Annotated in this window: 15 protein-coding genes; 3 read left to right on the forward strand and 12 right to left on the reverse strand. The window is 30.7% G+C overall.

The annotated features are described in order from the left end of the window. Positions 1-31: 31 nt before the first annotated feature. The 5 genes from fic to RWL85_RS00880 all read right to left on the reverse strand — a co-directional run bounded on the left by fic (position 32) and on the right by RWL85_RS00880 (position 3092). Positions 32-640, reverse strand: a complete 609-nt coding sequence (fic, locus tag RWL85_RS00860) for a protein adenylyltransferase Fic (protein ID WP_314083978.1) — start codon at positions 638-640, stop codon at positions 32-34. 134 nt (positions 641-774) lie between these two features. Continuing rightward, positions 775-978, reverse strand: a complete 204-nt coding sequence (mtrB, locus tag RWL85_RS00865; RefSeq protein WP_314083906.1) for a trp RNA-binding attenuation protein MtrB — start codon at positions 976-978, stop codon at positions 775-777. 18 nt (positions 979-996) lie between these two features. Next, entirely contained in the window at positions 997-1557 is a 561-nt protein-coding gene (folE, locus tag RWL85_RS00870) for a GTP cyclohydrolase I FolE (protein WP_060914163.1), read from the reverse strand. 70 nt (positions 1558-1627) lie between these two features. Further along, entirely contained in the window at positions 1628-1900 is a 273-nt protein-coding gene (locus RWL85_RS00875) for an HU family DNA-binding protein (RefSeq protein WP_003144688.1), read from the reverse strand. Positions 1901-2078: 178 nt separating this feature from the next. Continuing rightward, positions 2079-3092, reverse strand: a complete 1014-nt coding sequence (locus tag RWL85_RS00880; RefSeq protein WP_314083912.1) for an NAD(P)H-dependent glycerol-3-phosphate dehydrogenase — start codon at positions 3090-3092, stop codon at positions 2079-2081. A gap of 190 nt (positions 3093-3282) precedes the next feature. Here RWL85_RS00880 and RWL85_RS00885 point away from each other — a divergent pair, with 190 nt between their 5' ends. From RWL85_RS00885 to RWL85_RS00895, 3 genes are read left to right on the forward strand one after another with little or no spacing between them, the layout of a single operon-like run. Next, a complete protein-coding gene (locus RWL85_RS00885; RefSeq protein WP_314083913.1) occupies positions 3283-3486 on the forward strand; it encodes a hypothetical protein in 204 nt (67 codons plus the stop codon). Position 3487: 1 nt separating this feature from the next. Beyond that, positions 3488-3694, forward strand: coding sequence for a hypothetical protein (locus tag RWL85_RS00890; RefSeq protein WP_314083916.1), 207 nt, complete (start codon positions 3488-3490; stop codon positions 3692-3694). Between the two features lie 20 nt (positions 3695-3714). Next, positions 3715-4317: a hypothetical protein gene (locus tag RWL85_RS00895; protein ID WP_314083918.1), complete on the forward strand. Its 603-nt coding sequence runs from the start codon at positions 3715-3717 to the stop codon at positions 4315-4317. A gap of 113 nt (positions 4318-4430) precedes the next feature. Here the strand turns inward: RWL85_RS00895 and typA are convergent, their stop codons facing one another. From typA to radA, 7 genes are all read right to left on the reverse strand, one after another. Next, positions 4431-6275 (reverse strand): translational GTPase TypA, encoded by a 1845-nt coding sequence (gene typA / locus RWL85_RS00900; RefSeq protein WP_314083920.1) that lies wholly within the window; start codon positions 6273-6275, stop codon positions 4431-4433. 209 nt (positions 6276-6484) lie between these two features. Then, positions 6485-8137, reverse strand: a complete 1653-nt coding sequence (locus RWL85_RS00905) for an L-lactate permease (protein ID WP_314083922.1) — start codon at positions 8135-8137, stop codon at positions 6485-6487. Between the two features lie 535 nt (positions 8138-8672). Then, the gene (gene smpB, locus RWL85_RS00910) at positions 8673-9137 is read right to left on the reverse strand and encodes an SsrA-binding protein SmpB (protein WP_314083923.1); all 465 of its coding nucleotides are present in this window, start codon (positions 9135-9137) and stop codon (positions 8673-8675) included. Between the two features lie 11 nt (positions 9138-9148). Next, a complete protein-coding gene (rnr, locus tag RWL85_RS00915; RefSeq protein WP_314083925.1) occupies positions 9149-11275 on the reverse strand; it encodes a ribonuclease R in 2127 nt (708 codons plus the stop codon). A 94-nt stretch (positions 11276-11369) separates the two neighbouring features. After that, positions 11370-11600 carry a preprotein translocase subunit SecG gene (gene secG, locus RWL85_RS00920; RefSeq protein ID WP_314083927.1) on the reverse strand — a complete coding sequence of 77 codons (231 nt, stop codon included), beginning with the start codon at positions 11598-11600 and terminating at the stop codon, positions 11370-11372. A 76-nt stretch (positions 11601-11676) separates the two neighbouring features. After that, positions 11677-12756: a TRAM domain-containing protein gene (locus RWL85_RS00925; protein ID WP_314083929.1), complete on the reverse strand. Its 1080-nt coding sequence runs from the start codon at positions 12754-12756 to the stop codon at positions 11677-11679. 387 nt (positions 12757-13143) lie between these two features. Next, positions 13144-14526 (reverse strand): DNA repair protein RadA, encoded by a 1383-nt coding sequence (radA, locus tag RWL85_RS00930; protein WP_314083931.1) that lies wholly within the window; start codon positions 14524-14526, stop codon positions 13144-13146.

Below are 14526 nucleotides of genomic sequence, written 5' to 3' on the forward strand. Positions count from 1 at the left end.
AAAAATTTCTGCGAACTTTTTTATTCGGATTTTAAAGTAAATCTTTGGAATTATAAACTATATATCCTTCATAATAATAACTTGCATCAAGCCCCTTCATGTAAATCTCCCTATCATTAATTTCACTTATAAGTGCAGCTCTTAATACATGTTTAATTTCTATATCTCTAATTGGACTGCGTTGCATTGCTAATAAATAATCCTCTTTATCAATCTTATTCCAATCAATTACCTTTTGAATTTTATTCTTTAGTATATGATCTAACCACAATCGTGTAGCGCGACCATTACCTTCACGAAAAGGATGGGCTATATTCATTTCAACATATTTTTCTACTATCTCTTCAAAAGTACCTTGCGGCATTTCATCAATATGTTTTAAAGAAGAATCTAAAAACATAACAGGCGCAAAACGAAAATCCCCTTTTGCTATATTAACATTTCTTACTTTTCCTGCAAAATCATAAATTTCTTCAAATAAACATTTATGTATAAAGGCTAAGGTAGAGAATTTACCTACTTCTTTATTTTTTAGTACCTCATCTGTAAATAATTTAATAGCTTTTTTCTTACTAAGACGTTCTTCTTCACGTGCTAAAACAGAGCTTTCTGTTATACCTAGTTTATTTTCAAGTACCATAGTTCCCCTTTTAAAATGTATTTCAGTATTATCATAATCTATTATATATAACATTTCTTCTCTTTACAATAGTTTCACTATATTTTTTAAAAAAACCTACACAAGCTACTCTTAGCCTGTGTAGGTTCTAAATTTTATTCTGAAATTACTTGATCTAAATTTGATACTATTCTCGCTCTTCCCTGTACTTTAAAGTTTACGATATTATCAAAAATATTTAGAATAATAACTTCTCCCTTATTTAGTATCTCTAGAGCTTCTTCATTATTCGTCTTTTTCGTAATTACTCTTACATTATCAACTTCAGCTCTAATAATAATATAGCTACTTTCTTTCATAATCTACTCCTGTTAATACTATAACTTAATTTTATATTGAATGTCCTTAACTAATTCTGTATCTTCTAAGAAAATACCAGTTTTCTTACTAGTCACTGTTTTTGATCCAATTTTCTTAATTCCACGCATGGCCATACACATGTGCTCAGCTTCAATAATTACATACACACCTTTTGGTTGTAGTTGTTCTTCGATTGCATTCACTAACATAAGTGTCATATCTTCTTGAATTTGAAGTCTACGGCTAGCACTTTCTACAAGACGAGCTAATTTACTAAGCCCTGTTATTTTCTTATTATTTGGAACGTATGCTATGTGACATACTCCATAGAACGGTAACATATGGTGTTCACATAGAGAATAGAACTGAATGTCCTTTACTAAAATGGGCTCGTCATTATCTGATTCAAAAAACGTATTAATTTCCTCTTTCGGGTCTACATTTGTTTTAGATAATAACTCTTCATACATTTTTACACATCTTTTAGGTGTATCTAGTAATCCAGCTCTTGAAGTGTCTTCTCCGATATTTTCTAATAGTGTTTTTATAAGTTCTTGTGATTGTTCTTTATTTTTCAAAACTATCCTCCATTTTTATAAAAAAAAGAGCTACTAAGTAGTAACTCCTCTTTTTTGAATTAAATTGTTATTATTTAACTGCGTCTTTAAGAGCTTTACCAGCTTTGAAAGCAGGAACTTTGCTTGCAGCGATTTCAATAACTTCGTTAGTTTGAGGGTTGCGTCCTTTACGAGCAGCTCTTTCTCTAACTTCAAAGTTACCAAATCCAATAATTTGGATTTTTTCACCTTTAGCTAAAGTTTCTTCAACTGTTTCTACGAATGCTTCGATAGCTGCAGTTGCTTGTTTTTTTTGTAGTCCTGATTTCTCAGCAACTTTTGAAATTAATTCTGATTTGTTCATTAATTCTTTACCTCCATTATTGAGTAACGGTTCTACCGTTTCACTTATTAAATATTACCACATAAATCGCTAATAATCAAGGTTTTATTAACGAATTTTAAAGTTTTTTAGTATTTTTTCTATATTTTTATTATTAATTTTGATTTTTATAGTTTAATTTATAATACGTAAACTCATTTTATTCAAATTTGTTTAATTCTTCAGCCGCCATTTTATTCATTAAATTGTTAACACAATCTTTAATACTTAAGCCTTCATATAAAACTTTATATATATTCTCAGTGATTGGCATATAAACATCATATTCCTTTGATAAAAAATAGCAAACTTTTGTTGTTCTTACTCCTTCAGCTACCATATCCAGTTTTTCTATAGCTTCATCAAGAGTATAGCCTTGACCAATTAAATAACCACAATTATAGTTTCTTGAATGTTTAGATGTACAGGTTACTACTAAATCACCTATTCCACCTAGACCTAAAAAAGTCATTTCATCAGCACCTAGCTTCTTCCCTAATCGTGTTATTTCGATTAATCCACGTGTCAATAACGCCGCTTTTGCATTATCTCCATAAGACATTCCATCAATCATACCACAACCAAGTGCAATTATATTTTTAAGAGCTCCACCTACTTCGACACCCACTATGTCTTTATTAACATAAATTCTAAAGTATCTATTGTGGAAAATATCCTGAGCCACTTTATTTAATTCTTCGTTTTTAGATGCAATAGCAACCACCGTAGGATTTCTTAAAATTAATTCCTCTGCATGAGAAGGTCCACTAAGTACACCAACACCTTTTAACTTATCCCCATCAATCTCATCAGCTATAACTTCTGACATTCTCTTATTAGTTTCCATCTCTAACCCTTTAGATACATGGATAATAAACTTAGGGCTATCTAAATAATTATTTATATCCCTTGCCACATCCCTCATCACTTTAGTAGGAACAGCTATAACTATTGCATCTGCAAATTCGACAGCTTCTTTTAAATTACTCGTTGCCACGACCTCTTCTGGTAAAACAGCATTTTTTAAATACCTACTATTTGTATGATTTTCATTTATTTCATCCCTTGTTTTTTCACTTCGCGAATATAAGCGCAATTCATGACCATTATCTACTACTGCTTGAGATAAAGCAGTTCCCCAACTTCCCGAACCTATCACAGATATTTTCATCATTCTGTCCTCACTAAAAATTATTCTTTATTTAATTATATCAAATTTTCTAAAATTATACATTAATTTTAATTATAAGTATCATAGCTTATTCTCTAAAATTCATTTTAAAATACTCAACAATTTTTACTTTACTATTATTTTCTTAAAAACTATGATATAATTTAATTATAATAATAAAGGAGGTAATTTTATGAATTGGTTTGAAATTACTCTAATCGATGGAAATCGTGGATTAATTAACTTAAATAATATCGTGGATATTTGGAAAGAACTAAACGCTGAATATGCGACGATTACCCAAGTAAATGGTGATGAACTGGAAGTACCAGCTTCTGAATACGATAGACTAAAACGTGCATTAGATATGAAAGGTTACGTATTAGGAGGATTCTAGTATGGCTAAATTTTTAAAAACATTTATTACTTTACTAACAATTACAATTATTGGTTTTGGTCTATATTATTACTTTAATAACAATTCTACTGATGACAATAAAGTAGATGACAAAACTAATATAGAAAATACAGTAAAAAATGAAGCAGGATCTCAAGAAAATATTGAGGGAACTGTCGTTGCCAAACGTAGTACTGAAAACAATTAATTTTGTGAAAGGATAATACGATGAAAAATAATACTATAAAAAGAATTACAAGTGTATTCCTTACTTCTGCATTAATTTTCTCTACAATTAGTGCGTCGAGTGTTAATCTAATTGAAGCTAAAGGAACAGCAGCAAGACCAAGTGCTCCGAGACCTAGTTCTAAACCTAGTACATCTAAGCCATCAAGCACTAACTCTAGTTCAAAACCTACTGCTTCTACATCAAGCAGTAAACCAACTACAAATACTACAAAAAACTCAGGTGGTTCATATAACAAAGATTATAATAGCTACAATAATCAAGGCTATAAAAAACAATATACAGATTATATAAATAATAATTATAGAAGCAGTGGATTCTTCTCAGGTAGCAACATTACTAATATGTTACTATGGTATACATTATTTAATTCAGCAACCTCACATAATCATATCCATGCTAGCGATCAACAAAAAGAATTAGTAGATAATGTAAAAGACTCAAAAGTTCCTGTATATATGTTAGAAATTAAGACTAAAGATGGAGAAACAAAATACGTATCTGTTACTAAAGAACAGTACGAAAAAGTTAAAGAAGGAGATAACATCTCTTTAAAAGACGGTAACTTAGAAATTAAAAATTAATAATAATTAATCTTGTCCAAGAGTATTCGTATACTCTTGGATATTTTTTATTTAACCATATCTTACAAAAAAACTTTCGAAATAGTTTCCTATCTCGAAAGTTCCTTTAAATTTTATTCTTCTGAATATTTAGCTTTACGAGCTGCTTTTTCACGAGCTGCTTTATCTAACTCTTTTTTACGTAGACGAATTGACTCTGGAGTTACCTCTAGGTATTCATCATCACTTAGGTATTCAAGACTTTCTTCTAAAGTCATAATACGAGCTTTTTTAAGTGTTACTGTTTGGTCTTTAGTAGAAGAACGTACGTTTGTTTGAGCTTTTGCTTTAGTAATGTTTACTGTTAAGTCATTCTCACGGCTATTTTCTCCAACAATCATACCACCATATACATCAGTACCTGGTTCAATAAATACTGTTCCACGATCTTCTAAACTTGAAATTGAATATGCTGTAGCTTGACCATTTTCTAATGCTACTAGTACCCCATTACGACGCCCACCAACACGTCCTTTTTGCATTGGTTGGTATGAATCGAATGTGTGGTTAATAATACCATATCCTTTAGTCATAGACATGAATTCTGTAGAATATCCAATAAGCCCACGAGCTGGTACATTGAAGATAAGACGTGTTTGTCCATTTCCATCGGCTTGCATATCGACCATATCACCTTTTCGTTGACCTAATGATTCAATTACTGCACCGACACTTTCATCTGGTACATCAACTTGAACACGTTCAACTGGTTCACAGTCAACTCCGTCAATGTTACGGATAATTACTTCTGGTTTAGATACTTGAAGCTCAAATCCTTCACGACGTAAGTTTTCGATAAGAATGGATAAATGTAGTTCTCCACGTCCACTAACAACCCAAGAATCACTTGTATTAGGTTCAACACGTAAAGAAACGTCAGTTTCTAATTGTTGCATTAATCTATCTTCTAATTTACGAGCCGTAACAAATTTACCTTCTTTACCTGCAAATGGTGAGTTATTTACTAAGAAAGTCATTTGAAGTGTTGGCTCATCAATGTGAAGTACTGGTAATGCTTCTTGATGATCTGTTGGACATACAGTTTCCCCAACGTTAATATCATCCATACCACTTACTGCAACGATATCACCAGCAAAAGCTTCTTGAATTTCTTCACGTTTTAATCCAAAATAACCAAAAATCTTAGTTACACGGAAGTTCTTCACTGTTCCGTCAAGTTTCATAAGAGATACTGATTCTCCCACTTTCATACTTCCACGGAACACACGTCCAATACCAATACGCCCAACATAGTCATTATAGTCTAATAATGCTACTTGGAATTGAAGTGGTTCATCTCTATTATCTTTTGGTGCTGGAACATAATCAATTACTGTTTCATATAAACATTGCATGTTTTCTTCTTGAGCACTTGGATCACTCTCTAATGAAGCTGTTCCATTAATAGCTGAAGCATAAACAACTGGGAATTCAAGTTGTTCATCATTTGCACCTAATTCGATAAATAAATCGATAACTTCATCTACTACTTCTTCTGGTCTTGCAGAGTCTTTATCAATTTTGTTAACAACAACAATTGGTTTTAAGTTTTGCTCTAAAGCTTTTTTTAGAACGAAACGTGTTTGAGGCATTGTTCCTTCATAAGCGTCTACTACTAAAAGAACACCATCTACCATTTTCATGATACGTTCTACTTCTCCACCAAAGTCTGCGTGACCTGGTGTATCTAAAATGTTAATTCTTTTACCTTTATAGTCGATTGCTGTATTTTTTGCTAAGATAGTTATCCCACGTTCTCTTTCTAAGTCGTTAGAGTCCATGGCTCTTTCTTCTACGTGCTCGTTTGAACGGAAAATTCCTGATTGTTTTAATAATTCATCAACCAGTGTAGTTTTACCGTGGTCAACGTGAGCTATAATAGCAATATTTCTAACATCATCTCTTAATTGTACTGACATTTTTTTCTCCTTGTTCTTACTTTATAAAATGTATATAATTTTCAATTCATATAATATTAAATCTAACTTATCAATAATACCATTATTTTTCTATATTGTAAACAAATATACTGTCAAAATAGCTTAATTTAAATATTTTTCTTCTTGAGGCCTTACACGAAGAAAAAGAAGACCGAGTATAACTCGATCTCCTTTTAATATTTTTCTTATTATGGGTGTACTGGAATCATCCATCCAAGTACTCCTGTAGATTGAAGTGCGATGATACCACACACGATAATCAATAGGATGAAACTATGTTTTACAGTGAATTTAAGTAATTCTGGTTCTCTTCCTACTAATCCAACCGCTGCAGCTGCTACTGCGATAGATTGTGGAGAAATCATTTTACCTACTACCCCTCCAGATGCGTTAGCTGCTACTGCTAATAGTGGATCCATTCCAACTTTACTTGCTGTAACTTGTTGCAATTTAGCAAATAGTAAGTTAGCTGATGTGTCAGAACCAGTGATGAATACTCCAATCCATCCAAGAGCTGGTGATAAAACTTTAAACGCTGCTCCTGTTGCTGCTAAAGCATATCCTAAAGTATTAGACATACCAGATGCATTCATAACATATGCAAATCCTACTACGAATGAAATAGTTAATAATGCAATTTTTACTTCCATAAATGTCTGAACAAACGTTGCTGCTGTATCTTTCCAACTAATTTTAATAATAAATTTAGAAATTAATGCTGCAACTAAAATTGCTGTACCAATTGAACCTACTAAATCTAATTTGAATACTGCTGCGATTTCTTTACCAGATACTGAACTGATAATATTATTGTGAATAATTGGTACCTTCGGATTTAAAGCGATAGTTTTGAAGAACGCTTTAGAAGATTTCATTGTCCAAATGAAAATTACAAATGTTAATACAACGAATGGTGACCAAGCTACTAACACTTCATTTAAGCTGTGTTTTGGTTGTACTGTATTTTCATCAACTTCTTTTTCATCAGCAAATCTCCAAGTTGTTTTAGGTTTCCAGAATTGAAGTAAAATAACCATTGATACTAATGATACTAATGATGAAAGAATGTCAGGTAATTGTTCTCCCATATAGTTAGAACTTACGAATTGTGCCAGTGCAAATGATCCACCTGAAACTAACAACGCAGGCCATACTTCCAATGTTTTCTTAAATCCAGCCATAATAAGTACTAGATAGAAAGGAATGAAGATAGACACTAGAGGTAATTGACGACCAATCATTGCTGCGATTTCTACTGCTGCAATAGGCGATCCATTAGCGTAAGTTGTTAATCCGTCCATTGCTGTAACCGGTGCTCCTACAGCTCCAAATGCTACCGGCGCTGTATTAGCGATTAAACAAACTCCAGCTGCATAAAGTGGTCTGAATCCTAATCCTACTAATAATGAAGCTGTGATAGCTACTGGTGCACCAAATCCTGCTGCTCCTTCTAAGAAAGCTCCGAATGAGAAAGCAATGATTAACGCTTGAATACGACGGTCATCTGTTAAAGAAGTAATACTATCTCTGATAATATCAAAGTGACCAGTTTTAACTGTCATTTTATATAAGAATACTGATGTTAAGATAATCCAACCAATTGGCATTACACCATACACCATACCATGAAACGTTGAAAATGCTGCGAATTGGAATGGCATTTTAAAGAATAAGCATGCAACTACAATTGCTACTAATAAAGTCAAAAGACCTGTTAACCACCCTTTAACTTTAAAACCTGCAAGTGCTACTAAATAAAACACAATCGGGATTAATGCAACAAGTGCAGAAACATATAAATTATCAGCCACTGGCTGTAATAACTGAGTGAATTTTTCCATAAATACACTTCTCCTTTGTATAAATATATTTTGTTTGATTTTTGAAAATCTATTATCATAAACAACAAAGTTATATATTAACTAGTAATCAAATATTGAAAAAAATCGTTTTTATTTAATCTATGAATGAATCCTTAACCTCATATTTCAGATATATAACAGTTTTTTATCTGTGTTATTTTTCTCTGTTCAACTATGAGAACTTGTTAATATTTGATAGTATTTATTTAATGATTTTCTTGTTTACATTAAATATTGTAGCACGCTTTCATTTAAATGTAAAGCGTTTTTTTAGTTATTTTTACAACATTCTTAAAAAATCCCTTTATATCAAAGAAAAAAGGATATATTTTTTTGAAAAAACATATCTCATTTTTTTATAACAGTTATTAAAAACTAATTTTATATTTACTATTTATTATTTAAATTAATATTGTATTAATACGTATTTTAAATTAATAATAAAAAATACACATCATATAAGATTTTTTATGATGTGTGTTTTTCTAGATATTATGAAATAATAAATTGTTTTTTAATATTTTTGTTTATCTTTAAGTACTCTGTTAATTTCCTTATTAGCTTCTTTTTGCTTTAATACATGACGTTTATCATAGTTTTTCTTACCTTTTGCAACACCTATTAATAGCTTTGCATAACCATTTTTAATATAAAGTTTCAACGGAACAATACTCATTCCAATTTCATTTTGAATACTACTCAGTGAGGCAATTTGTTTTTTCTTTAATAATAATTTTCTTACTCTTAATGGTTCATGATTAAATCTATTTCCTTCTTCAAAATGTGAAATGTGCATATTATAGACAAACATTTCCCCTAATCTTGTTTGGCAATATGAATCTTTTAAATTTATTCTTCCTCTTCTAATCGATTTAATTTCTGTACCAGTTAAAACTAATCCTGCTTCATATGTTTCTTCTATAAAATAATCATGATTAGCTTTTTTATTTTGAGCTATTACTTTTATTTCTTTATCCATAATCTCGTCCTCTATTTTTTACTAATTAATGATTTGTGTTTTAATATTTTAAAATCTATTTCTTGATTTTCTAAATCAACATTTTCTACTTTAACAATTACTTCATCACCAAGTCTGTATATTTTTTTCTTTCTTCGTCCTACTAATATCATATTTTTTTGATCATATGTATAGTAATCATCATTCATTGCTTTAATATGAACTAATCCCTCGATATTACTTCGCTCTAGAGTTACAAATACTCCAAAATTAGTAACGCTTGATATAATCCCCCTAAAAGTTTTTTCTTGATATTTAAGCATATATTCACATTTCTTCATTCTATCAACTTCTCTTTCACAGTCAACAGCTCTCTTTTCGTATTCAGAAGAACTTTCTGCTAAATCCGGTAATCTAGTAATAAAATTATCAATAGTTTCATCTGACACGTCACCATTAAATAAATATGTTCTAATCATTCGATGTACCAATAAGTCAGGATAACGTCTAATCGGTGAAGTAAAGTGTGTATAATACTTAGTAGCAAGTGCAAAGTGTCCTATGTTATTTACTGAATATCTTGCCTGATTCATAGTTCTAAGAAGAATCGTTGAAAGCATAGTTTCTACAACCTCTCCCTTAAATTTTCTAAGCATATTAGCTAGAATATAAGGTTCTATTTCCTCAATTTTACCTTTTGTTCTATAACCAAGACTTGCAGCAATATCAAAAAATTGTCTAAGTTTTTCTAGTTTAGGCTCTTCATGGATACGGTAAATAAATGGTACTTGCATCCAATAAAAATGCTCTCCAATTACCTCATTAGCACTTAACATGAAATCCTCAATCAGTCTTTCAGATATACCTCTTTCACGCAGTACAATATCAACAACTTCACCTTGTTCATCTACAACCACTTTAGATTCAGGTTTATCAAAATCTATAGCACCTCTTGTTTCTCTATTAGCACGAATTTTGGTTGACAATTCTAATGCTGTCTTCAACATCGGAATGTAATCTTTATATTCTTCAATTACTTCATTATTTTCTGCATAGACCTCATTAACTTTTTTATAAGTTAGACGCCCTTTAGATTTGATTACTGCTGGATATATATCATAACTTTCTGGATTACCTTTACTACTAAAATCAATATCACAACAAATTGTGTATCGCAATACGTGAGGATTTAAAGAACAAATATTATTAGACAACTTCCTTGGTAACATTGGAACAACTCTATCTGCAAGATAAACACTACATCCTCTATTAACTGCTTCTTTATCTAGCGGGCTATCTTCAGTAACATACCTACTTACATCGGCTATAAAGACCTTTAGTCTATATCCTTTTTTAGTTTTCACAACAGAAATAGCATCATCTAAGTCTTTAGCATCATCTCCATCTATTGTAACCACCATTTCATTAGTACAATCCCTATATTTATCTTCAAGCTTAATCTCTTCACTTATATTCTTAGTTTGTTCTTCTACATCTTCAGGAAATTCATGTGGAATACCGTGTTTATATATTACTGAAAGAATATCAACACCAGGATCATCTTTATGTCCTATAGATTTGATAATTATTCCTTTATGATCTTCAAAGCTAACTTTTGAATAATCTGTAATTTCTACTAATACCTTAGTTCCATCAATTAAATTAAAACTTTTTGCATTTGTTATTTTAATGTATTTTACTATATTTTTATCATCACTTTTTACAAAAGAGAAAAATTTAGCATTAGTTAGTGTACCGACTGTATACTTAGTATTTCTTTCTAAAACTTTTTGAACTACACCTTCAAGATTACGATCATCCTTATAAACACTATCAACTTTTACTAATACTACATCTCCAGTCATTGCACTTTGTGTAAATCCTTTAGGTATATACACTTCTATACCTAAATCAGCAGAATAAACAAATGCAAAACCTTTCTGATGTAATCTAATTACTCCTTCTATTTCTAATGATTCTTTAACGTAGAGAAACATTTCATTGGGAAGTTGCGTTATCGCTAGTTTTCTCTCTAATTTACCAACATTTTTTACAAGTTCCACAAAATCCTTTGCCGATTCAATGTTTAACCTTTCTTTTAAATCCTCAATACTCAATACTTTTTCTTTTTTGAATATATTTTCTATTTTTTCTAACATATAATCCTCCTTAAATTAGATTATACAACATACAATTATTTTCTATAAAAATAAACCTAAAATGAATTCCCATTTTAGGTTTACTATGTTTAGTTTATAATTTTAACCAAGTAAGACACACTAGTGATATAAAAAATATTAGTCCTAGTACTACTGTAATTCTTTGTAAAACTAATTCAGCACCTCTTACTTTTTGTTTTCCAAACAGTTCTTCTGCTCCACCAGTTAATCCAGATAAACCTCCAGATTTACTTTCTTGTAGTAATACTACTATAATTAACAGAATACTGCTCACTATTGCCATTGTCATTAAAAAAGTGTGCATACTCTCCTCCTAAAATAATCATTCGTTAATACAATACAACTTATATTACCATATTTTTTCAAAAAAAGCAAATTTATTAAATAATTTTAGTGAAGATAATTCTTCCTGAAGATGTTTGTAATACACTTTGAACTTCTACTTCAACTGTTTTTCCTACAGAACGTTTACCATTTTCTACAACTATCATTGTTCCATCTTCAGTGTAAGCTACACCTTGATTATTCTCTTTACCTTCTCTTAATACTTGAACTTTCAATCTTTCACCTGTTGTTAACATCGGCTTAACTGCATTACTTAAATCATTTACATTTAAAACTTTTATTGACTGTAATGTAGCTAGTTTGTTAAGATTGTAGTCTGTTGTGATAATTGAACATTTGTATTTTAGTGCATAATCTATTAAAAGATTATCTACTCCTTTGTGCTCATTATAGTTATATTTATTATCAATTTCAAGATCAATTTCTTTCATTTTTTGTAGCTGTTCAACACAATCTAAACCTAAACGACCCTTGGCACGTTTTAATGAATCCTCAGAATCAGAAATTAATTGAAGTTCTTTTAATACAAACTCTGGAACTATTATTTTCCCTTCTAAAAATCCTGTCTTTGCAACATCTTGAATACGAGAATCTATTAGAGCACTAGTATCTACAACCTTAGCTAAAACTTTTTTAGTTTTTGTTTTTGATTCTTTTTCCTTTGGCTTATTTCCAAATTTAAATGCTGTAAATATATTTAGAAATTCTCCTTCACGTCTATATCCCAATACTAACCCTAAATATCCAAAAACAATATAAATTACAGCTGAAATAATTCTTCCCATAATTCCAGCACCAGCAATTACATCTACTCCTGATGAAAGTAAACTGGCCAGTAATAATCCTAGAATCAATCCTATTGTTGTGAATATAATTTTTTGAATTGGTGTTTTCGATAGACGATCTTCTAGTCTTTTTAACATTGCTACAAACTTATCTGAAAATAATAAAGACATTAATACAAAAACTGTTGTAGTTCCAATTGTAACAATAACTCTTATCATCGTCTCACTCATTGATGTAAATATATTATAATATATCAATGCATTTGTCGAAAGTGTTCCTATAGTTATTCCTAGAAAAAAGGAAATAATAATTAAAACTTTTTTCAACATTAAAATCACTCCTTTTATTATTTAATTATAAATATAAAAATTATTAAAAACTCATTAATAATTTCTTATTATATATCCAATATAAAGGGATATATAACATCTCTTCTATTTATTCTACTACATATTCCTTAAAATTAACATAAGAAAATTTGAAAAATCTATTTTTTTAAAATCTCACTTAATATATACTACCCTAAAAGACGAATAAGGATGACCCAAATTAACAAAGTGTATATAAGAACTCATAGACGCAGTGATTTATTGATATCTAAATTCGCTTAATAAAAGCTTTTAGATATCTAATAAACTGTGCGGGGGTGACTCAACAAAATCGATTCCTCCGAAATCACGATTTTTGAGTCACTCCCATTCATCTATATTGTAGTATTAAAACACACTACTAAAAGCAATATCTAGACATTCTCTTATATCTTTTACCGGTATTATTTCAATTCCTTCTGGGAAATCAGAATTTTTCATATTTCCAACCGGGACTATTACACGTTTAAATCCATGTTTTTTTGCCTCATTGATTCTTTGTTCGATTCTACTAACTCTTCTGACTTCACCAGTTAATCCAACCTCACCTATAAAACAATCATTCATATCGACTGCTATATCTTTAAAGCTTGAAGCCACTGCCATAACTACGCCTAAGTCTACTGCAGGATCATCAATCTTGACTCCACCTGATACCTTAACATAAACATCTTGTTGTTGAAGTAGATACCCCGCTTTTTTCTCTAAAACTGCCATCAATAAAATTAATTTATTGTACTCTAATCCAGTTGAAATCCTCCTTGGATTATTAAAAGCTGTTGGAGTCGTTAGTGATTGGATCTCTACAAGAAGAGGTCTGCTTCCTTCCATAGTGCTAATTATCGTTGCTCCAGCTAAATTTTTACTACGTTCTTCTAAGAACATCTGCGAAGGATTAGCTAAATCTTCTAGCCCACTATGCTTCATCTCAAAAATTCCAATTTCATTTGTAGAACCAAAACGATTTTTTACTGCCCTAAGTATTCTATAGCTGTGTTGCCCCTCACCTTCAAAATACAAAACTGTGTCAACCATATGCTCAAGCATTCGAGGCCCTGCTATAGTTCCTTCCTTAGTCACATGTCCAACTATAAAAATTGCTATATTTAAACTCTTAGCAATTTTCATAAGCTGTTGAGTACATTCTCTTACTTGAGTAATACTTCCTGGTGAGTTTTCCATATTAGGGTTATAAATTGTTTGAATTGAGTCGATAACTAAAAACTGAGGTTTTATTTTTTTTACAACTTGATATATCAAATTTAAATCAGTTTGAGCATATACATAAAGTTCATCAGTATTGTTTTTCAATCTATCAGCTCTAATTTTCACCTGTCTAACAGATTCCTCACCGGTTACATATAATACATCATGTTCTTTTGCTAAATATGCTGATATTTGTAGAAGTAATGTAGATTTCCCAATACCTGGATCTCCTCCTAAAAGTACTAATGAACCTGCCACAACTCCTCCACCCAGAACTCTATTTAGTTCACTACTATCAGTAAGTGTTCGAGGAACATCCTGTGTAGAAACTGATTTTAATTTCCCAGCTTCTACACGTTCTGTATCATTTGTCTTAACTTCAAACTCTGTATGCTTAGAAGCCTTTTTTGCTTCGACTACTTCTTCCATAGATGCCCACTTTTTACAACTCGGACATCTTCCCATATATTTCAAACTCTGATAACCACAGGCATTACATTCATACTTTACACTAACCTTCGCCAT

Origin of the sequence: uncultured Gemella sp. (assembly GCF_963515875.1) — a bacterium.
In the GTDB taxonomy this organism is placed as follows: Bacteria; Bacillota; Bacilli; order Staphylococcales; family Gemellaceae; genus Gemella.

Excerpts from the sequence above, each read along its gene's own strand:
- fic (WP_314083978.1), bottom strand. The coding sequence starts at position 640 with ATGGTACTTGAAAATAAACTAGGTATAACAGAAAGCTCTGTTTTAGCA.
- RWL85_RS00885 (WP_314083913.1), top strand. The coding sequence starts at position 3,283 with ATGAATTGGTTTGAAATTACTCTAATCGATGGAAATCGTGGATTAATT.
- secG (WP_314083927.1), bottom strand. The coding sequence starts at position 11,600 with ATGCACACTTTTTTAATGACAATGGCAATAGTGAGCAGTATTCTGTTA.
- RWL85_RS00895 (WP_314083918.1), top strand. The coding sequence starts at position 3,715 with ATGAAAAATAATACTATAAAAAGAATTACAAGTGTATTCCTTACTTCT.
- RWL85_RS00905 (WP_314083922.1), bottom strand. The coding sequence starts at position 8,137 with ATGGAAAAATTCACTCAGTTATTACAGCCAGTGGCTGATAATTTATAT.
- rnr (WP_314083925.1), bottom strand. The coding sequence starts at position 11,275 with ATGTTAGAAAAAATAGAAAATATATTCAAAAAAGAAAAAGTATTGAGT.
- typA (WP_314083920.1), bottom strand. The coding sequence starts at position 6,275 with ATGTCAGTACAATTAAGAGATGATGTTAGAAATATTGCTATTATAGCT.
- smpB (WP_314083923.1), bottom strand. The coding sequence starts at position 9,137 with ATGGATAAAGAAATAAAAGTAATAGCTCAAAATAAAAAAGCTAATCAT.
- RWL85_RS00925 (WP_314083929.1), bottom strand. The coding sequence starts at position 12,756 with ATGTTGAAAAAAGTTTTAATTATTATTTCCTTTTTTCTAGGAATAACT.
- RWL85_RS00880 (WP_314083912.1), bottom strand. The coding sequence starts at position 3,092 with ATGATGAAAATATCTGTGATAGGTTCGGGAAGTTGGGGAACTGCTTTA.
- RWL85_RS00875 (WP_003144688.1), bottom strand. The coding sequence starts at position 1,900 with ATGAACAAATCAGAATTAATTTCAAAAGTTGCTGAGAAATCAGGACTA.
- mtrB (WP_314083906.1), bottom strand. The coding sequence starts at position 978 with ATGAAAGAAAGTAGCTATATTATTATTAGAGCTGAAGTTGATAATGTA.
- RWL85_RS00890 (WP_314083916.1), top strand. The coding sequence starts at position 3,488 with ATGGCTAAATTTTTAAAAACATTTATTACTTTACTAACAATTACAATT.
- radA (WP_314083931.1), bottom strand. The coding sequence starts at position 14,526 with ATGGCGAAGGTTAGTGTAAAGTATGAATGTAATGCCTGTGGTTATCAG.